The sequence below is a fragment of the Nocardioides kribbensis genome, assembly GCF_015070375.1.
Lineage (GTDB): Bacteria > Actinomycetota > Actinomycetes > Propionibacteriales > Nocardioidaceae > Nocardioides > Nocardioides kribbensis.
Map to the genome: position 1 here is coordinate 105576 of NZ_JADCLL010000009.1, position 17882 is coordinate 123457.

A 17882-nucleotide genomic window follows, 5' to 3' on the forward strand; every position below is an offset into this window, starting at 1 on the left:
GCGCCCCACGCCCGGATCCCCCCGCCCCGCAGCCCGTTTCCTGCCGACCGCGCCCGACCGTTCCCAAGATGATCACGTTCGACCCTTGACGTGACCCGGCTCACACGCTTACATGATCGAGCACATATGTGATCGACCTTCCGCACAGAGGTGAACATGCCCACTCCCCGCGATCCCGCGATGCTGCTCGCCGCGGCCCGGATGTACTACGTCCAGGGCCGCTCGCAGGCGCAGGTCGCAGACGCCCTGGGCACGAGCCGGTCCAACGTGTCGCGCATGCTCACCGAGGCGCAGAACCAGGGCATCGTCGAGATCCGCATCAACGACCCCGAGGGACGCGTCCACGACCTCGAGGACGAGCTGCGCGACCGGTTCGGTCTGCGTGACGTGCGTGTGGCCCACGCCGGCCTCGTGGCGGGTCTGCGCATCGAGGACCAGGTCGGCACCCAGGCGGCGCGCCTGCTGCTGGACAACCTCAAGGACGCCATGACCGTGGCCCTCTCCTGGGGTCAGGCCCTGCAGGCCATGGTCTACGCGACGACCGCCCAGACCGAGCACCACCGCCTGTCGCTCGTCCAGCTCGTCGGAGGCCTGTCGTCGATCAGCAACGAGATCAGCGGACAGGAGCTGGTCCGCGAGCTCGCCGTGCGTCTCGGTGCCGAGTACCGGTTCCTGCACGCGCCGGCGACCCTCGAGACGCGACGCTCACGTGACGCGCTGCTCGGCGAGTCCTCGATCTCCGACGCGCTCACCGAGGCCGCCCGGGCCGACCTCGCGCTGGTGGGCATCGGCACCCCGACCCACGGGTCGTCGTCGGCGATCCTGGAGTCCCTGAACCTCGCCCCGGCCGAGCTCGACGCCTTCTGGGCCGCGGGCCCGGTCGGTGACGTCGCCGCGCGCTATTACGACGCCGAGGGCCGACCGATCCAGGGCGCGGTCGACGACCGTGTCCTCGGTGTGGACCTGCCCACGCTCCTCGAGATCCCCCACGTCGTGGGCGTCACCTGGGGCCGGGCCAAGATCCCCGGCGTCCTGGGAGCACTGCGCGGCCACCTCATCGACTCGCTCGTCTGCGACGAGACCCTCGCGCGCGGCCTCATCAGTGCCGCACGCACCCGCCCCGACAGCACCGGAGGTGCCTGAGATGCCCGCTTCATGGATCCTCGTCCTCGCCGCCGTCGTCGCCGGTTGGGCCGTGCAGCTGCTGCTCGCCTACAAGCAGTCGATGGCCTTCAACGCCGCCGTGCGGGACCTGCGCCGCTCGGGCACGGTGAGCGTCGGCGCGGCCGGTCGGCGCTACCGCGGCGGCCGTGCCTTCGTGGCGCTCGCCGTCGACGAGCACGGCATCATCCGCGAGGCGCTGACGCTGCGCGGCTTCACCACCTTCGCCCGGGCCCGACCGGTGCCCGCGCTGATCGACGCCAGGACCAACCACGTCCTCGGCGACAAGGACTTCCCCACGCTCTCCACACAGCAGCGCGACGCGGCCCGCCAGGCCGTCGAGCTCCTGCGGGCGCGGGACAGGACGGCGGCTCGGGCCACGGCCTAGCAGCACCACTCTCACCGGACCCGGGGTGGAGCCCGGAGCCGGCGAGAGGCACCTCGGTCGAGCGGGCCCACCCGCCGACCACACACACGATGCCGGGCAAGCATCACCGACTGGCCCTCCTGAGGGAGGCCTACTCGACGAGGAGTTCCATCATGCCATTCACCTTCACGGCCGCGGCCCTGCTGCCGCTCGCCGCCGATCCCCAGATCGAGGAGCCGTCCGGCGTCTTCGGCGCGCTGGCCCACGGCGCCGAGTGGTTCATCGGGCTGTTCCAGGCGGGCGGCGAGGTCTTCGTCGGCCTCGTCACCGGCATCCTGCCGACCCTGATCGTCCTGCTGACCGCGGTCAACGCCCTCATCCGCTGGATCGGGCCCGAGCGCATCGACAAGCTCGGCGAGTACGCCGCGCGGCCCGGTGTCCAGTGGTACCCGGTCCGCTACCTGCTGTTCCCCATGCTGTCGGTCTTCTTCCTCACCAACCCCATGTGCTACACGATGGGGCGCTTCCTGCCCGAGCGCTACAAGCCGGCGTTCTACGACTCGGCCGTCAGCTTCGTGCACCCGATCACCGGCATCTTCCCGCACGCCAACGCCGGTGAGCTGTTCGTCTACCTCGGCATCGCCGCCGGCATCACCACCCTGGGGCTCGGCACCAGCGACCTCGCGGTCCGCTACCTGCTGGTCGGCCTCGTGGTGATCCTGATCCGCGGCATCCTGACCGAGCTCATCACCGCCCGGATGCTCTCGCGCCGCGGCACCACCCAGGAGGTCGCGGCATGAGCACCACCACCCCCACCCCGAACAAGGGCGGCTCGGGCAAGAGCGTCGACGCCGTGAACCGCGCCCTGGTCGGTGTCGGCAAGTCCGTCGGCGGAGTCGTCAACACGCTCTACCAGTCGGGTCGCGACACGATCGAGACCGTCATCCGCAACATCCTGCCGTTCATCGCCTTCATCGCGGTGCTGATCGGCATCATCCAGGAGTCAGGACTCGGCGACCTGCTGGCCCACCTCGTGGAGCCGCTGGCCGGCAACCTGCTCGGTCTGCTCGCGATCAGCGTCTTCTGCTCGATCCCGATCCTCTCCCCCGTCCTGGGCCCGGGAGCCGTCATCGCCCAGGTCGTCGGGGTCATCCTCGGCACGCGCATCGGCGAGGGCGACATCCCGCCGCAGTACGCACTTCCGGCGCTGTTCGCGATCGACCCGCAGGTCGGGTGCGACTTCATCCCCGTCGGTCTCGCCCTCGGCGAGGCGGAGCCGGAGACCGTCGAGGTGGGCGTGCCCGCCGTGCTCATCTCACGCCTGGTGACGGGTCCGCTGTCGGTCGTGATCGCCTACTTCGCCAGCTTCGGCCTCTACAGCGCCTCGAGCTGACCCACCACCCCCACCAACACACAAGGACAACCATGAGCGACTACAAGTCCGTCACGGTCAGCAAGGGCCGAGGAGGATGGGGAGGGCCCCTCACCATCACGCCCACGAGCGAGAAGCCCCTCATCGCCTCCATCACCGGCGGCGGGATCCACCCGGTGGCCCAGCGCATCGCCGAGCTCACCGGCGGCGAGGCCTTCGACGGCTTCAAGAGCTCGGCGCCCTTCGACAAGATCGCGGTCGCCGTCATCGACTGCGGCGGCACGGCGCGGGTCGGGGTCTACCCGATGAAGAAGGTCAAGACGGTCGACATCCACGCCACGAGCCCGGCTGGGCCGCTCGCGCAGTTCATCACCGAGGACCTCTTCGTCTCGGGCGTCAAGACCGAGGACGTGCAGGAGTCATGACGGTGACCAGCCCCGCGACCACGACCGTCTACGAGTCGGTCGTGACCCAGGTCGGCGAGCAGGTGGAGGCCTTCCTGGCCCACGGTCTCCTCATCTTCTTCGCCGACGGCTCTCCCGCCGAGCTCCACGACATCTCCGTGCTGCACACGGCGAGCACCGCGGTCGACGGGCCCCGCCCCGGCGACACGGTGCACGTCGGCGACACCTCCCTGGAGGTCCTCGCCGTCGGTGACGTCGTCGGCGACAACCTGCTCAACCTGGGTCACCTCGACCTCAAGGCCGACGGACGCAGCCAGGCCAAGCTGCCCGGCGACGTCTGCGTGCGCAAGGGCGACCTGCCCCTGCTCGCGGTCGGCGACACGTTCCGCATCACCCGCAGCGCGGGAGAGGAAGGCAGCCCATGAGCTACCGAGACAGGCTCCAGCTCCGCCTGGAGGAGACAGGACGCCCGCTGCGCATCGGCCTCGTCGGCGCGGGTCAGATGGGTCGCGGCTTCGCCGCCCAGCTGCTGCGCATGCCCGGCATCACGTTGTCCGCCGTGGTCGACGTCCAGCACGAGCGTGCGGTGGAAGCCCTCACCCAGGCGGGGATCACCCCCGTCGAGACGCTCGGGCCCGACGATGCGGCCCGAGCGGTCGAGGCCGGCGGCAGCGTCGCCCTCACCCGTCCCGAGGACCTCGGCTCCCTGCCCCTGGACGTCGTGGTCGAGGCCACCGGCGTGCCCGAGGTGGCCGTCAACGTCGCGGTCCAGGCGCTGGCAGCCGGGATCAACGTCGCCACCCTGACGGTGGAGGCCGACGTCACCGTCGGTCGCTACCTGACCCACCTCGCGGCCCAGTCCGGTGCCGTCTACTCCGTGTGCCGGGGCGACGAGCCGGTGGAGACCAAGATCCTGGTCGACTACGCCCGCGACCTGAACTTCGAGGTCATCTGCGCCGGCAAGGGCAAGAACAACCCGCTCGACCCGTACGCGACCCCCGAGTCGCTGGCCGAGCGCGCCGGGACGAAGCAGATGAACCCGAAGATGCTCACCAGCTTCGTCGACGGGTCGAAGGCCATGATCGAGATGGCGTCGCTGGCCAACACCACCGGTCTGGGGGTCAGCACCCGCGGCATGCACGGCCCGCCGTCGACCGTGCCGACCCTCCACGAGACCTTCTCCCTCGTCGAGGACGGCGGCGTCCTGGAGAAGGCCGGGGTGGTCGACTACTGCACCGGCCCGGTCGCACCGGGCGTCTTCGTCGTCATCCGCACCGAGGACCCCTACGTCCACCACGAGATGAGCTACCTGCAGATGGGCGACGGGCCCTACTTCGCCCTCTACCGGCCCTACCACCTGGCGAGCATCGAGGCGCCGCTCACGGTCTACGAGATGGTGCTCGACGGGCGTGCCAGCCTCACCACGGAGCACTGGACCGCGGAGGTGGGCGCGCAGACGAAGCGGGCCATGTCGGCCGGTGAGCGGATCGACGGCATCGGCGGCGCGACCGTGCGGGGCATGATCGATCCCGCGGAGGACTTCGCACGGGAGGGACTGGTCCCGCTCGGGGTGCTGTCGGGTGCCGTGCTGACCCGCGACGTGCCTGTCGACCATGTCCTCACCTACGACGACGTGGCCCTCGAGGAGTCCTCGCTCATCGTGCGGATGCGACGCATCCAGGAGGCGATGGACACCCCTGGAGCCGAGGTCCCGGCGCTGGGCGACCTGCAGCGACGGCTCGTCGCGGGCTGAGCAGACCCGCCCGGCACGACGTCCGGGCGGATCGGGAGGAGGACGACGTGACCGCTACGCTCCGTGCGTGCGACCACGCCCCTCCCGTCCGCCCGGACGGTCCTCGCAGGACGTGTCCGCCCCCCGGGCCGCCGTCGTCATGCTGGCCGCCGGCGAGGGCCGCCGCTCCGGCTACCAGACCAACAAGGTCCTGCTCCCCCTCGCGGGTCGCCGGGTCTTCACGTGGGCGGTGCGCTGGGCACGTGAGCTGGCCTCGGTGGAGCGCACCGTGATCGTCATCCGCGAGGCCGACCGCGACGACGTCGTCGCCGCCGTGGGTCGCGAGGTCGGCCCTCCCGAGGTCACGATCGTCACCGGCGGCGACAGCCGCCACGCCTCCGAGTGGGAGGCCCTCCAAGCACTCGCGCCCGACATCGAGGCCGGCCGGGTCGACGTCGTCGTCATCCACGACGCCGCGCGTCCCCTCGCCGGCACGGCTCTCTTCGCCTCGGTGGTCGACGCCGCCTGGGAGCACGGCGGAGCACTCCCGGTGCGAGAGCAGGCGCACCTGACCGCTCTCGACTCCGGCAGCGAGCCTCCGGACCGCGTCGTCGCCGTGCAGACGCCGCAGGCCTTCCGAGCCGCTCCCCTGCTCGAGGCCTACCGCCGAGCCCATCGCGACGGCTTCGTCGGCACCGACACCGCCAGCTGCATGGAGCGCTACACCGACCTGCCCGTGCACTGCGTCGAGGGCGACGCACGCAACGTCAAGATCACCTTCCCCGAGGACCTGTTCCTGGCCGAGCGCCTTCTCGCCAAGGCCGGCTACGACCTGTCGGGCACCCACGGTCCCGACCCCGCTGCCGCTCCGGCGTCGCGACGCTCGGCACTGCGCCACCTCTGGCCGGGGGGTGATCACCCGTGAGCGTCGAGCAGGCCTCCCTGCGCTGCGAGAGCTGCGAGGAGCTGACCGTGCACGAGCTGCACTACGCGGGCCGGCTCCTCGACGCGGTGCGGTGCACGCGGTGCGGTCGACACCTGGAGCTCTCGCAGCGGGCCCTCCTCCCGGCGTACGTCGTCGACCTCGAGCAACGCGTGGTCAGCAAGCCGGGCCGGATGCTGCGACGCGCCGGCGCCGACCCGCTCGGTTTCCTCCGCCAGCTGCCGCGAGCGGTGCTGCGCCAGCCGGTGAAGTTCCTCGGCGAGTTCCGCGAGCTGCTGCGCCGCTGACGGCGGGCCCGGCCGCCCGGGTCAGTGCCGCACGGTGCGACTGAGCTCGTCGACGCACTCCAGCAGCTCGACGGCGGAGCGGTCGTCGACCCGGCGTGCCAGGGAGGGGCCCTTGACCAGCTCCACATCGCCCCTCTCCCGCATCCACCTGACCAGGGCCGCGGTGTCGTCGAGCGGCGGGACCGCCCCCTCGCTCAGCGCTCGCCCGACGACCGCGCCGGAGACGACCGTCGGCACGATCAGCGCTCCGAGCCGCTCGCGGTCGATGGTGCCGGCGATGCGTCCCTCGTCGACCGTCTTCACCGTGTCGGTGACCGGGCGGAAGGTCGCCAGCGAGACCTCAGGGGCGAGGAGCTGCTGGTCCAGCACCGAGCGCAGCAGCTCCGCCGAGGCCAGCGGGCACCGGGCGTCGTGCACCAGCAGGGCCCCCGCAGGGCGGGAGGAGCGCGCACTCCACCACTCCTGCTGGGTCATGACCTCGACAGCACCGCCGCCCCGGGAGGCCCGGACGGCTCCCGACCACCCGGCGGCCACCCGGGCGTGGTCCCCGTCGGACACGAGGAGCGTGACCGGGACCTCGGTGCCGGCGAGAGCCGCGACCAACGAGGTGGCGGCGTGCAGGTAGAGCGGTCGACCGTGGAGTGCCTCGAAGGCGAGGCCGTCGCGTCGGCCCACGACGAGCACCGCCTCGGTCCCCCGTGGGTGCGTCGATCGCGCGGCCGGGCTCATGGGCCCCACGGTAGACGGCCCCCGCGCGACCTCAGCCCTCGGCCGACGCCGGGCGGGTCTCGCGCTCGAGCAGTGCCACGTCCTCTCGCGTGGTCACCCGACGGCCCGCGGCCGGCGCCCTGACCCGGACCACCTCGTGGTGCGTCTCCAGCGCCGTCACCAGCGCGCCCAGGTCGCCGTCGTCGACGAGTCCGGAGGGACCGTCGCCGAACGACCCGAGCGCGACCTGCGCCACGACCGCAGCCGGCAGCACCACCGGCGACGCGGCGTCGGGGCGTCCCTCGGAGCCCCCGGTCACGCCGACCACCACGGCGTCGCGCTCGACGGCGGCCCGCACGCAGGCGGCCAGGAACGACGCGGGGGTCATCGGGCACAGCGCGTCGTGGAGCACGAAGGGCTCGCCGGCGTCGGCAACCCCCTCCCAGCCGGTGCCGAGGTCGACGGCGGTGATCCCGGCGTCACCGAGCGCCCAGGAGGCGCAGGCCACCAGCGCCTCGCCGTGGATGAGCGCGTAGGGCAGCGACCCGCGCCCCTGCTCGACGACCGCCCCGAGGGCGGGCTCGGGCTCGACGTCGGGGTCGGGGTCGGGGAGGACGACCGGGACGGCGTCGTGCGGCGCGGTGCTCATGACCGCCCACCGTACGGCGTCCCGGGCCCGGCGTGACGGCTCGCGACGCGACGAGGCCCCCGGGTGGTCCCGGGGGCCTCGTCGGTGGTGCGGGTGACCCGACGCGTCGGGTCGGGGCTCAGGACGCGAGCACCTCGTCGAGGAGGGTCTCGGCCTTGTCCTCGTTGGTGTGCTCGGCCAGGGCCAGCTCGGAGACGAGGATCTGGCGCGCCTTGGCCAGCATCCGCTTCTCGCCGGCCGACAGCCCGCGGTCGCGCTCGCGGCGCCACAGGTCGCGCACGACCTCGGCCACCTTCATCACGTCGCCGCTGTGCAGCTTCTCCAGGTTGGCCTTGTAGCGGCGCGACCAGTTGGTCGGCTCCTCCACGTGGGCCGCCCGCAGCACGTCGAAGACGCGCTCCAGGCCCTCCTTGTCGACGACGTCGCGGACGCCGACCAGGTCGAGGTTGCAGGCCGGCACGCGCACGACCAGGTCTTGCTGGGCCACGATCCGAAGGACGAGGTACTGACGGTCCTCCCCCTTGATCGTCCGCATCTCGATGTCCTCGATGACTGCGGCCCCGTGGTTCGGGTAAACAACCGTTTCGCCGACGGTGAATGTCATATGTCAGGTACCCCTTCCTAGGCCTCTATCTTAACACGACCTGAGAATGTCGTCTGACACGTTTGCGCAGGTCAGAGGCCCCTTCGGGGCTTGACAGATATCGAGACGTGTGATGCGGACGACTCCGGGACCCCCGCCGGCACACCCTTCGGGACCCTCGTCCGTGCCGCCGGCGCGCCCGCCGAGAGCCTCCTCGGGCCCGGGCGCCGACCGCGACCCGCGGGCTGGTTCTGCGCGGATCCGACCGGCCGTGGCCGATACTCCCCCCATGGCCAGACCGACCCCGTGGCGACGACGTCGCAGCAGCGGTGAGCAGCACGAGACCAGCACCCCGGCTCCCGCCTCCCCGCCCGCACCCGCGCCCGCTCCGACGCCCGCACCCACGAGCGCAGCGTCCGGCGACGTCCCGGGGCCCGGCGCGCGAGCCGGCGGCACCCTCACCGCCGCGGCTCCCGCGACCACCTCACCGACCCCCGCCTCCCCGACCCCCGCCCCTCCGTCCGACGCCACGGCGCGCCGGGGTGCCCTGACCCGGCTGCGCGACCTCACGCCGCTGCTCCTGCTGCGCGCGGCCCACCCGCGCCAGGCGGTGCTCACGGCGGCGCTGATGGTCCTGGCCTCGGCCCTGGCCGACCGACCGACGCGCGAGCTGGGCCTCGTGCTCGCCACCGTCCTGGTGGGGCAGGCCGTCCTCGGCTGGCACAACGACCTGGTCGACCGCGGCCGCGACGCCGCCCACGCCGCCAAGGGCAAGCCGCTCGCCGACGGGCGCCTCGAGCCGGGCACCACGTGGTTCGCGCTGGCCTGCGGGGTGCTGCTGCTGGTGCCGCTGTCGGTCTCGCACGGCGTCACCGCAGGGTCGGCGTACCTGGTCTCGGTCGCGCTGGGGCTGGTCGGCAACGTCGTCCTGCGCAGCGGCGTGCTGTCGTTCGTGCCCTGGGCGGCGGCCTTCGCCCTCTACCCCGTCTTCCTCTCCTACGGCGGGTGGAACGGCGAGGACGCCGGCTCCGCGCCCACCGTGGTCATGGTGGTCCTCGCGGCACTGCTGGGCGTCGGGGTCCACGTGCTGCGCGCCGTGTGGGGCCTCGTGGCCGACAACGAGGACGGCTGGACCTACCTGCCGCTGCGCCTGGGGCTCCGGCTCGGCGCCGCCCGGCTGCTGCTCCTCGTGGGCCTCTACCTCGCTCTCGTGGTCGTCGGGATGGTCGTGGCCGGCACCGCCGTCGGGCTGCGCGCCTGAGCCCCGTCGGCGCCCGCTAGGCTGGCGCCACACACGCGCCACGACGACCTGAGAAGGCCACCTCATGCACCTCCCCCGCAGGCTCACGCTCGCCGTGGGCGCGCTCGCGCTCGTCGCGCCCACGCTGACCTCGTGCGGCTTCAACCTCGGCACCGACCGGCCCTACACGCCGGCCGCAGGCACCAACTTCGTCGACGGCAGCGTCAAGGTCCTCGCGGCCACGGTCGTCTCCAGCGCCCCCGGCTCGGGCACGCTGGTCGTGGGCCTGAACAACGACGACCCGCTCGAGCCCGTGACCCTGACCGAGGTCGGCGGCGGCAGCGAGGAGCAGACCGTCGAGGTCTCCTCCTTCGACCCCGTCGAGATCGCGCCGCTGGGCTTCGTCAACCTCATCGACGCCGAGCCCGCGATCGCCGTGACCGGCGACTACATCGCCGGCGACGTGCTGCCGATGACCTTCACCCTCGAGAGCGGCGACACCATCGACCTCGACGTGCCCGTCGTCGCGGCCTGCGACGAGTACGAGGGCTTCGACGTCGCCGACACCGGCGAGACCGGCTCCGGCGAGGCCGCGGCCGGCGACGAGCAGGCCTACGACTGCGAGTTCCCCGAGGCCGTGGTCGAGTACGGCCCCGAGACCGAGCCCCAGGGCGAGGTCGAGGGCCCCGGCGGCAACGAGGGCACCGCCCCCGACGAGCCCGTCGAGACCGAGTCGACCCCCACGGAGTGACGATGACCGACACGACCCACACCCTCGTGCTGCTCCGCCACGGCGAGAGCGAGTGGAACGCCAAGAACCTCTTCACCGGCTGGGTCGACGTCGCCCTCACCGAGAAGGGACGCGCCGAGGCCGCCCGCGGCGGGGAGCTCATCAAGGAGTCGGGCCTGCTGCCCGACGTGGTCCACACCTCCCTGCTGCGCCGCGCCATCAACACCTCGGCCCTCGCGCTCGACGCCGCCGACCGCCACTGGATCCCGGTGAAGCGGTCCTGGCGGCTCAACGAGCGCCACTACGGCGCCCTCCAGGGCAAGGACAAGAAGCAGACCCTCGAGGAGTACGGCGAGGAGCAGTTCATGCTCTGGCGCCGCTCCTTCGACGTGCCGCCGCCGCCGATCGCCGCCGACGACCCGTGGTCGCAGGTCGGCGACCCCCGCTACGCCGACCTCGGCGACGCGATGCCGGCCACCGAGTGCCTGCAGGACGTCATCGCCCGGATGCTGCCCTACTGGGAGTCCGACGTGGTGCCCGACCTGCGCTCCGGCAAGGTCGTGCTCGTCGCCGCCCACGGCAACAGCCTGCGCGCGATCGTCAAGCACCTCGACGGCATCTCCGACGACGACATCGCCGGCCTCAACATCCCCACCGGCATGCCGCTCGTCTACCGCCTCGACGACGACCTGCGCCCCACCGTGCCGGGCGGGGAGTACCTCGACCCCGACGCCGCGGCGGCCGCCGCCGCCGCGGTCGCCAACCAGGGCCGCTGAGCGACCCCGACCGGCGGGGCCGGCGCCCTCAGGCCTGCAGGGCCCGCGGGTGCTCGCCGGTGACGACGAAGACGATCCGGTTGGCGATCGACACGGCGTGGTCGGCGATGCGCTCGTAGTAGCGACCCAGCAGGGCCACGTCGACCGCGGCCTCGACGCCCTCGGTCCAGTCGTCGGAGAGCAGCTGCGCGAAGCTGCTGCGGCGCAGCTGGTCCATGACCTCGTCGTCGCGGCCCAGCTCGATGGCGGCGGTGACGTCCTGGCTGAGGATGATCTGGCCGACGCGCTTGACCATGTCCTCGGCGACCTCGGCCATGCGGGCGATGGTGGGGTGGATGGCCTGGGGCACGGCGACGTTCGGCACGCGCAGCCGGGCGATCTTGGCGACGTGCACCGACAGGTCGCCCATGCGCTCGAGCTCGCTGACCATGCGCAGCGCGGCGATGACCACGCGCAGGTCCCCGGCGACCGGCGCCTGCAGCGAGAGCAGCGCGAAGGCCTGGTCCTCGACCCGCTCGCGGGCCCGGTCGATCTCGACGTCGGCGCTGATCACCTGCTCGGCGACGGCGGCGTCGCCGCTCAGCAGCGCCTCGGTGGCGAGCCTGACGGCGGTCTCGACGTCGCGGCAGATGCCGGCGAGGTCACCGAGGACGGACTCGAGCTGGTCGTGGAAGGCGTCGCGCATGGAGGCAAACGTAGAGAGCCTAGGTGTCCGGCGTGCGAGGAGGGGTGAACGTGCGGTGAACATCGCGAAGCCGGCCGCTCCGCGGTGAGGGCGGGTCCGGGGGCTGCGTACCATTCCGCACGTGGACCCGACGACGCAGGCCTTCCTGGCCGCGATCATCGGGGCCGTCGTCGCCGGCGGCGCCGTGCTCGCGTGGCACGTCAGCGACCGTCAGCAGTACGCCGCGCGCCCGGTCGAGACGCCCGTGGTGCCGCCCGGGGTGGCCACCGTGCTGTCGGTCCTGCGCAGCAGCGCGGTGGTGGTCGACGACGACGACACCGTGCTCAAGGCGTCGGCCCCGGCCTACGCCCTGGGGCTGGTGCGGGGCACCCGGCTGCTCGCCGACGAGCTGGCCGAGATGGTGCGCCAGGTGCGCCGCGACGGACAGATCCGCGAGACCGAGATCCTGATGACCCGCGAGGGCGTGCCGGTGCGCAACGTGACCGCACGCGTCGCGCCGCTGGGCTCGCGGCTGGTCCTGGCCCTGGTCGAGGACCGCACCCGCGAGCGACGCGTCGAGGCCGTGCGGCGCGACTTCGTGGCCAACGTCAGCCACGAGCTCAAGACCCCTGTCGGCGCGCTGCGCCTGCTGGCCGAGGCCGTCCACGAGGCCTCCGACGACCCCGAGGCCGTCGAGCGCTTCGCCGACCGCATGCTCACCGAGAGCGACCGGCTCTCCAAGCTGGTGCAGCAGATCATCGAGCTCTCCCGGCTCCAGGCCGACGCCCCGCTCGACGCGCCGGTGGCCGTCGACCTCGACGAGGTCGTGCAGGTCGCGGTCGACACCAGCAAGATCGACGCCGAGGACAAGCGGATCTCGGTGATCGTCCACGGCACCGAGGGCCTCGAGGTCTTCGGCAACGAGGGCCAGGTGATGGCCGCGGTGTCCAACCTCGTAGCCAACGCGGTGTCCTACAGCGAGCCCGACTCGACCGTGCTGGTCACCACCAAGGCCGACGACGGCACGGTCGAGATCTCGGTGGTCGACCAGGGCATCGGCATCCCCGCCGGGGAGCTCGACCGGATCTTCGAGCGGTTCTACCGCGTCGATCCCGCACGACACCGCTCGACGGGCGGCACCGGACTGGGGCTGTCCATCGTCAAGCACGTCGCCGCCACCCACGGCGGCGAGGTCCGGGTCTGGTCGGCGGAGGGTCAGGGCTCGACCTTCACCCTCACGCTGCCCCAGCACCACGCGCACGAACGACAGATGCAGGAGGAGAGCCCGTGACACGGGTACTGGTGGTCGAGGACGAGGAGAGCTACAGCGACGCCCTCGCGTACATGCTGCGCAAGGAGGGCTTCGAGGTGGCCATCGCCGCCGACGGCAACGCCGCGCTCACGGAGTTCGAGCGCAACGGCGCCGACATCGTGCTGCTCGACCTGATGCTCCCGGGGCTCCCGGGCACCGAGGTGTGCCGGCAGATCCGGCAGACCTCCCACGTGCCGGTGATCATGGTGAGCGCCAAGGACGACGAGGTCGACAAGGTGGTCGGGCTGGAGCTCGGGGCCGACGACTACGTCACCAAGCCCTACTCCCCCCGCGAGCTGGTCGCCCGCATCCGGGCCGTGCTGCGCCGCGGCACCGAGCCCGACCTGGCCCCGGCCACCCTCGAGGCCGGACCGGTGCGGATGGACGTGGAGCGCCACGTCGTGACCGTCGACGGCGAGGAGCAGCGGCTGCCGCTCAAGGAGTTCGAGCTGCTGGAGATGTTCCTGCGCAACCCCGGGCGGGTGCTGACCCGCGGTCAGCTGATCGACCGGGTCTGGGGCTCGGACTACGTCGGCGACACCAAGACCCTCGACGTGCACGTGAAGCGGCTGCGGGCCAAGCTCGAGCCCGACCCGGGCGAGCCGAGGTACCTCGTCACCGTGCGGGGCCTGGGCTACAAGCTGGACCTCTGACGCCGCGGTGCGCACGGCCCCGACCGTGCGGTCCGAAACCCGCGCGACCGGGCCGGGCGCACGTCCCTAGGGTGGTCGCGTGACCACCCGTCCCTCGGCCCCGGCGCCCACCTCCCCGACCTCCGACGCCGTCCCGGCCCCCGCCGCGTGGCTGCCGGTCGCCGCGGTCGGGGTGACCCTGGTGCTGTGGGCCTCGGCCTTCGTGGCGATCCGTCACCTCGGGGCCGACTTCTCCCCCGGCGCCCTGTCGCTGGGGCGGCTGGTGGTGGGCTCGCTCGTCCTGGCGCCCTTCGCGCTGGCCCGGGGCCTGCCGCGGGCGACGCCACGGCAGTGGGTGTCGCTGGTCGTGATCGGGGTGCTGTGGTTCGGCGTCTACAACGTGGCGCTCAACGAGGGCGAGCAGCGGGTCGACGCCGGCACGGCGGCCATGCTCATCCAGGTGTCGCCGGTGCTCATCGCGCTCCTGGCCGCGCTCTTCCTGGACGAGCGGTTCACGCCCTACCTCGGGCTCGGACTGGCCCTGGCCTTCGGCGGCGTCGCCCTCATCGGGCTGTCGACCTCGGAGAGCGGCGAGCGCGACCTGCTCGGGGTCCTCCTCTGCCTGCTGGCCGCGGTCGTCTACGCCGTGAGCCTCGTGCTGCAGAAGCCCCTGGTGGCGCGACTGCCCGCGGTGCACGTGACGTGGCTGGCCTGCACGATCGGGGCGGTCGCGTGCCTGCCCTTCGCGGGCCGGCTGGTCGCCGAGACCGCGGCCGCGCCGGCCTCGTCGGTGGCCTGGGTGGTCTACCTGGGCGCCTTCCCCACGGCCATCGCCTTCACCACCTACGCCTACGCGCTGTCGCGGATGAGCGCGGGCAACCTCGGCGTCACCACCTACCTCGTGCCGCCGATCACCATCGTGCTCGGCCTGCTGCTGCTCGACGAGACCCCGCCGACCATCGCCTACGCCGGCGGCGCGCTGGCCCTCGTCGGCGTCGCGGTGGCCCGGCGCAGGCCGCAGCCCCGGGCGCAGCGCACGGTCGCGGGGCCGTGACCCGTCGGGTCGGCCGCGCGGGCACCGACGCGCTGACCGGGCTGGCCGACCGCGCGCGGCTGGAGCGGCGCGCCCGGCGTCTCCTGACCGGGGAACGGCACGGCGACCCGACCCGCCGGGCCGTCCTGATCGTCGACCTCGACCACTTCAAGCACGTCAACGACACGCTCGGGCACGCCGCCGGCGACGCCGTGCTGGTCGAGGTCGCGGCCCGGCTCGAGCGCGTGGCGCGGCCCGGGGCCCTGGTCGCGCGCCTCGGGGGCGACGAGTTCCTCGTGCTCTCCGCCGCCCTTCCGCCCGGCGACGACGGCTCCTCGCTGGCCGGTGCGGTGCGCCGGTCCCTCGCCCCGCCCGTGCGGGTCGACGGGGTGGGACTGCGGGTCGGTGCCTCGGTCGGCGTCGCTCTCGAGGGCCGCGACGGACACGACCTCGTCGAGCTGATGCGCGTGGCCGACCGGGCGATGTACGCCGACAAGGCCCGCCCGGGCGCGCCTGCGCGCGAGGAGGCCGCCGCGGACCCCACGCTCGGCCCCGACCTGCGCGCGGCCCTCGAGCGCCGCGACGGCTCCGAGGCCCTGGGCCTGCACCACCAGCCGCAGGTCGGGTGGGACGGCACCGTGAGCGGCTACGAGGCGCTGCTGCGCTGGAGCCACCCCCGTCGCGGGCTGCTCCTGCCCCGCGACGTCCTGCCGGTGGCGCGGGCCGAGGGCGCCCTCACGGCGCTGACGCTGCACGCCGTGGCCCGGGCCCTCACCGACCACGCGGTGCTGGCGGCCGCCGCCCGGCCCGCCGACCCGCTCACCGACCTGGCCACCGACGCACCCACGGTGTCGGTCAACGTCGCCGCGCGCGACCTGCTCGTCGACGGCTTCGTCGACGACGTCGCGTCGCTCCTGGCCGCGTCGCCGGCCCCGCCGGGGTGCCTGCTGCTCGAGATCGCCGAGCCGGCGCCCCACCCGCGCCCGGCGGTGCAGGCGCTGTTCGCCGCCCTCGACGCCCTCGGGGTCGGGGTGAGCATCCACGAGTTCGGCGCCGGGGCGGCCTCGCTGGCCCCGCTGGCCGGCTACGCGGGTGTGCGCGAGCTCAAGCTCGACCCGGCCCTGACCCGTGCCGTCGCGACCGACCCGGCCGCGGCACGCCTCGTGGCCGCCACCGTGGGCGCCGCCCACGCCCTCGACCTCGCCGTGGTGGCCGAGGGGGTGGAGGACCCCGGCGTGGTGCCCCGCCTGCGCGAGCTCGGCTGCGACCGGCTCCAGGGCTTCCTGGTGGCTGCGCCGCTGCCGCCCGGCGAGGTCGCCGCGTGGCTGGAGCGCTGGCGGGCCGGCGGGGGCGCTCAGGCGCTGCTCGGGGCCTAGCCGGCCGGTCTCAGTTCTCCGAGACCGGCTCGTGGTCGCTCTCGAGCCAGCCGCGGAAGGCCTCGAGGTTGGCGGTGGACTCCCCGCGCAGCTTGCGCCACTCCCACTCCTTGCGGATGGAGGAGGCGAAGCCGAGCTCGAGGATGGCGTTGAAGGACTCGTCGGCGTAGGTCAGGACCGAGCCGAGCAGCCGGTCGAGCTCGGTCTCGTCGACCGAGCGCAGCGGGAGACGGCCGTCGAGGTAGATGTCGCCGAGCCGGTCCACGGCGAAGGACACGGCGTACATGCGCAGGTTCTTCTCCAGCAGCCAGCGCCAGACGCGCTCGTGGTTCTCGTCGGGGTTGCGGCACACGAAGGCGTGCACCCCCAGGGCGTGGGCGCCGATGTCGAGGCGCACGGGGGTCTGGAGCTTCTTCTCGCCGGGCAGCGAGAAGGAGAAGACGCCCTCGGCCGACTCCTCCACCTCGAGGTCGTTGCTGCTCAGCCAGGCCCGGACGGTCGCGGCGGCCGCGTCGCGTGTGGTCATGACACCGACTCTCGCATGCGGGTGCGCGCTCGCTCGTAGACCGCGAGCACCTGGGCGGCGGTGGCCTCCCACGAGAAGCGGCGTGCCTGGGCCACGGCACCGGCCTCGAGCCGCGCGTGGAGGGCCTCGTCGCCGACCACCCGGGCCAGCGCGTCGGCCCAGGCCCGTGGGTCGTGCCCGTCGACCAGCAGGCCGCTGCGACCGTCGTCGACCACCGTGGTCAGCCCGCCGACCGCCGCGGCGACGACCGGGGTGCCGGCCGCCTGGGCCTCGGCGGCCACCAGCCCGAAGGACTCGTTGTACGACGGCACCGCGACCACCGAGGCGGCGGCGTACCACCGGGCCAGGTCGGCCTGGGCGACCGGCGGCACGAAGCGCACCACGTCGGGGCGGCCGGGCGACCCGACCAGGCCGAGGTCGCGGGCCAGGGTCGCCAGGGCCTCGGGGCGGTCCAGACCGCTGCCCGAGGGCCCGCCGACGACCGGCACCACCAGCCGGTGGCGCAGCGCCGGGTCGCGCTCGAGCATCACCGCCACGGCGCGCAGCAGCACGTCGGGAGCCTTGAGCGGCTGGATGCGCCCGGCGAACAGCAGCACGTGGGCGTCGCGGGCCAGGCCGAGGTCGTCGCGGGTGCGGGCGCGGTCGAGGGGCCGGAAGAGGTCGAGGTCGACGCCGGGGTGGACGACCTCCACGCGGCCGGGGTCGGCGTCGTAGAGGTTGATCAGCTGCTTGGCCTCGAGGTCGGTGTTGGCCACCAGCATGTCGGCGGCCTCGACCACCTGCTCCTCGCCGATGACGCGGGCGGCGGGCTCGGGGTGGTCGCCGAGGGCGAGCGCGTCGTTCTTCACCTTGGCCATGGTGTGCATCGAGTGCACCAGCGGCACGCCCCAGCGGTCGCGGGCCAGGGCGCCGACCTGGCCGGAGAGCCAGTAGTGGGAGTGCACGGCGTCGTAGTGCCCCGAGGGCTGGGCGGCCTCGGCCCGCAGCACCTCGCGGGCGAAGACGCACAGCTGCGCCGGCAGCTCCTCCTTGGTCAGCCCCTCGAAGGGACCGGCGTGGATGTGGCGCACGACGAGGCCGTCGCCGGCCTCGACGACGGGCGGCAGCGTGGACCGCGTGGCGCGGGTGAAGATGTCGACCTCGACGCCGCGCGCGGCCAGGCGGCGGGCCAGCTCGATGACGTAGACGTTCATGCCGCCCGCGTCGCCGGTGCCCGGCTGGTCGAGCGGCGAGGTGTGCAGGCTGATCATGGCCAGCCGGCGGAGCTCTCCCACGCTGCGCCACCCTTCCTCGCGTCGTCGCCGGCGCCCCTGCGCCGGCCTGCGGGCTCCCGCGGCGCGCGGAGGCCCACGGACCAGAGTGGTCCACCGGACAAGAACCCTGCGGC

Annotated in this window: 22 protein-coding genes; 16 read left to right on the plus strand and 6 right to left on the minus strand. The window is 73.3% G+C overall.

Annotated features, from left to right (window positions below):
• Positions 1 to 156: 156 nt before the first annotated feature.
• From IR170_RS17600 to IR170_RS17640, 9 genes are all read left to right on the plus strand, one after another.
• Positions 157 to 1143 carry a sugar-binding transcriptional regulator gene (locus IR170_RS17600; RefSeq protein ID WP_193666231.1) on the plus strand — a complete coding sequence of 329 codons (987 nt, stop codon included), beginning with the start codon at positions 157 to 159 and terminating at the stop codon, positions 1141 to 1143.
• Between the two features lies 1 nt (position 1144).
• Positions 1145 to 1549, plus strand: coding sequence for a transcriptional regulator GutM (locus tag IR170_RS17605; protein WP_056863484.1), 405 nt, complete (start codon positions 1145 to 1147; stop codon positions 1547 to 1549).
• 152 nt (positions 1550 to 1701) lie between these two features.
• The gene (srlA, locus tag IR170_RS17610; protein ID WP_082500122.1) at positions 1702 to 2328 is read left to right on the plus strand and encodes a PTS glucitol/sorbitol transporter subunit IIC; all 627 of its coding nucleotides are present in this window, start codon (positions 1702 to 1704) and stop codon (positions 2326 to 2328) included.
• The gene (locus IR170_RS17615) at positions 2325 to 2921 is read left to right on the plus strand and encodes a PTS glucitol/sorbitol transporter subunit IIB (RefSeq protein WP_082500121.1); all 597 of its coding nucleotides are present in this window, start codon (positions 2325 to 2327) and stop codon (positions 2919 to 2921) included. The genes srlA and IR170_RS17615 overlap by 4 nt, the downstream gene beginning before the upstream one ends.
• Before the next feature lie 32 nt (positions 2922 to 2953).
• Positions 2954 to 3325: a PTS sorbitol transporter gene (locus IR170_RS17620; protein WP_193666232.1), complete on the plus strand. Its 372-nt coding sequence runs from the start codon at positions 2954 to 2956 to the stop codon at positions 3323 to 3325.
• Positions 3322 to 3729 carry a PTS glucitol/sorbitol transporter subunit IIA gene (locus tag IR170_RS17625; protein WP_193666233.1) on the plus strand — a complete coding sequence of 136 codons (408 nt, stop codon included), beginning with the start codon at positions 3322 to 3324 and terminating at the stop codon, positions 3727 to 3729. Before IR170_RS17620 ends, IR170_RS17625 begins: the two co-directional genes overlap by 4 nt.
• Positions 3726 to 5057 (plus strand): NAD(P)H-dependent oxidoreductase, encoded by a 1332-nt coding sequence (locus IR170_RS17630; protein WP_193666234.1) that lies wholly within the window; start codon positions 3726 to 3728, stop codon positions 5055 to 5057. Before IR170_RS17625 ends, IR170_RS17630 begins: the two co-directional genes overlap by 4 nt.
• 112 nt (positions 5058 to 5169) lie before the next feature.
• On the plus strand, positions 5170 to 5961 hold the full coding sequence (locus IR170_RS17635; RefSeq protein WP_319805146.1) for an IspD/TarI family cytidylyltransferase: 792 nt from the start codon (positions 5170 to 5172) through the stop codon (positions 5959 to 5961).
• Complete coding sequence (locus tag IR170_RS17640) at positions 5958 to 6266, plus strand: hypothetical protein (protein ID WP_193666235.1); 309 nt, start codon at positions 5958 to 5960, stop codon at positions 6264 to 6266. Before IR170_RS17635 ends, IR170_RS17640 begins: the two co-directional genes overlap by 4 nt.
• 21 nt (positions 6267 to 6287) lie before the next feature.
• Here the strand turns inward: IR170_RS17640 and IR170_RS17645 are convergent, their stop codons facing one another.
• The 3 genes from IR170_RS17645 to IR170_RS17655 all read right to left on the minus strand — a co-directional run bounded on the left by IR170_RS17645 (position 6288) and on the right by IR170_RS17655 (position 8227).
• Positions 6288 to 6995: a 2-C-methyl-D-erythritol 4-phosphate cytidylyltransferase gene (locus tag IR170_RS17645; RefSeq protein ID WP_193666236.1), complete on the minus strand. Its 708-nt coding sequence runs from the start codon at positions 6993 to 6995 to the stop codon at positions 6288 to 6290.
• Between the two features lie 31 nt (positions 6996 to 7026).
• A complete protein-coding gene (locus IR170_RS17650; protein WP_227489517.1) occupies positions 7027 to 7623 on the minus strand; it encodes a hypothetical protein in 597 nt (198 codons plus the stop codon).
• Positions 7624 to 7741: 118 nt separating this feature from the next.
• Complete coding sequence (locus tag IR170_RS17655) at positions 7742 to 8227, minus strand: CarD family transcriptional regulator (protein ID WP_056863477.1); 486 nt, start codon at positions 8225 to 8227, stop codon at positions 7742 to 7744.
• Positions 8228 to 8495: 268 nt separating this feature from the next.
• Between IR170_RS17655 and IR170_RS17660 the strand changes: the two genes are divergently transcribed.
• The 3 genes from IR170_RS17660 (at position 8496) to IR170_RS17670 (ending at position 10952) form a co-directional block, all read left to right on the plus strand.
• Positions 8496 to 9467, plus strand: a complete 972-nt coding sequence (locus IR170_RS17660) for a UbiA family prenyltransferase (RefSeq protein ID WP_193666237.1) — start codon at positions 8496 to 8498, stop codon at positions 9465 to 9467.
• 64 nt (positions 9468 to 9531) lie between these two features.
• Positions 9532 to 10197 (plus strand): copper chaperone PCu(A)C, encoded by a 666-nt coding sequence (locus IR170_RS17665; protein WP_193666238.1) that lies wholly within the window; start codon positions 9532 to 9534, stop codon positions 10195 to 10197.
• Positions 10198 to 10199: 2 nt separating this feature from the next.
• Complete coding sequence (locus IR170_RS17670; RefSeq protein WP_193666239.1) at positions 10200 to 10952, plus strand: phosphoglyceromutase; 753 nt, start codon at positions 10200 to 10202, stop codon at positions 10950 to 10952.
• Positions 10953 to 10980: 28 nt separating this feature from the next.
• On the opposite strand, the gene phoU is transcribed toward IR170_RS17670, so the two are convergent.
• Positions 10981 to 11637, minus strand: coding sequence for a phosphate signaling complex protein PhoU (gene phoU / locus IR170_RS17675; RefSeq protein WP_056863473.1), 657 nt, complete (start codon positions 11635 to 11637; stop codon positions 10981 to 10983).
• Between the two features lie 121 nt (positions 11638 to 11758).
• Here phoU and IR170_RS17680 point away from each other — a divergent pair, with 121 nt between their 5' ends.
• The 4 genes from IR170_RS17680 to IR170_RS17695 all read left to right on the plus strand — a co-directional run bounded on the left by IR170_RS17680 (position 11759) and on the right by IR170_RS17695 (position 15969).
• A complete protein-coding gene (locus IR170_RS17680; protein WP_056903431.1) occupies positions 11759 to 12907 on the plus strand; it encodes a sensor histidine kinase in 1149 nt (382 codons plus the stop codon).
• Positions 12904 to 13581, plus strand: coding sequence for a response regulator transcription factor (locus IR170_RS17685; protein ID WP_056863471.1), 678 nt, complete (start codon positions 12904 to 12906; stop codon positions 13579 to 13581). Before IR170_RS17680 ends, IR170_RS17685 begins: the two co-directional genes overlap by 4 nt.
• Positions 13582 to 13660: 79 nt before the next feature.
• Positions 13661 to 14614, plus strand: coding sequence for a DMT family transporter (locus tag IR170_RS17690; protein WP_319805147.1), 954 nt, complete (start codon positions 13661 to 13663; stop codon positions 14612 to 14614).
• On the plus strand, positions 14611 to 15969 hold the full coding sequence (locus IR170_RS17695) for a putative bifunctional diguanylate cyclase/phosphodiesterase (RefSeq protein ID WP_193666240.1): 1359 nt from the start codon (positions 14611 to 14613) through the stop codon (positions 15967 to 15969). Before IR170_RS17690 ends, IR170_RS17695 begins: the two co-directional genes overlap by 4 nt.
• A gap of 10 nt (positions 15970 to 15979) precedes the next feature.
• On the opposite strand, the gene IR170_RS17700 is transcribed toward IR170_RS17695, so the two are convergent.
• On the minus strand, positions 15980 to 16495 hold the full coding sequence (locus tag IR170_RS17700) for a type III secretion system chaperone family protein (RefSeq protein WP_193666241.1): 516 nt from the start codon (positions 16493 to 16495) through the stop codon (positions 15980 to 15982).
• Positions 16492 to 17769 (minus strand): D-inositol-3-phosphate glycosyltransferase, encoded by a 1278-nt coding sequence (gene mshA, locus IR170_RS17705; RefSeq protein ID WP_425572647.1) that lies wholly within the window; start codon positions 17767 to 17769, stop codon positions 16492 to 16494. The genes IR170_RS17700 and mshA overlap by 4 nt, the downstream gene beginning before the upstream one ends.
• Positions 17770 to 17882: the final 113 nt, after the last annotated feature.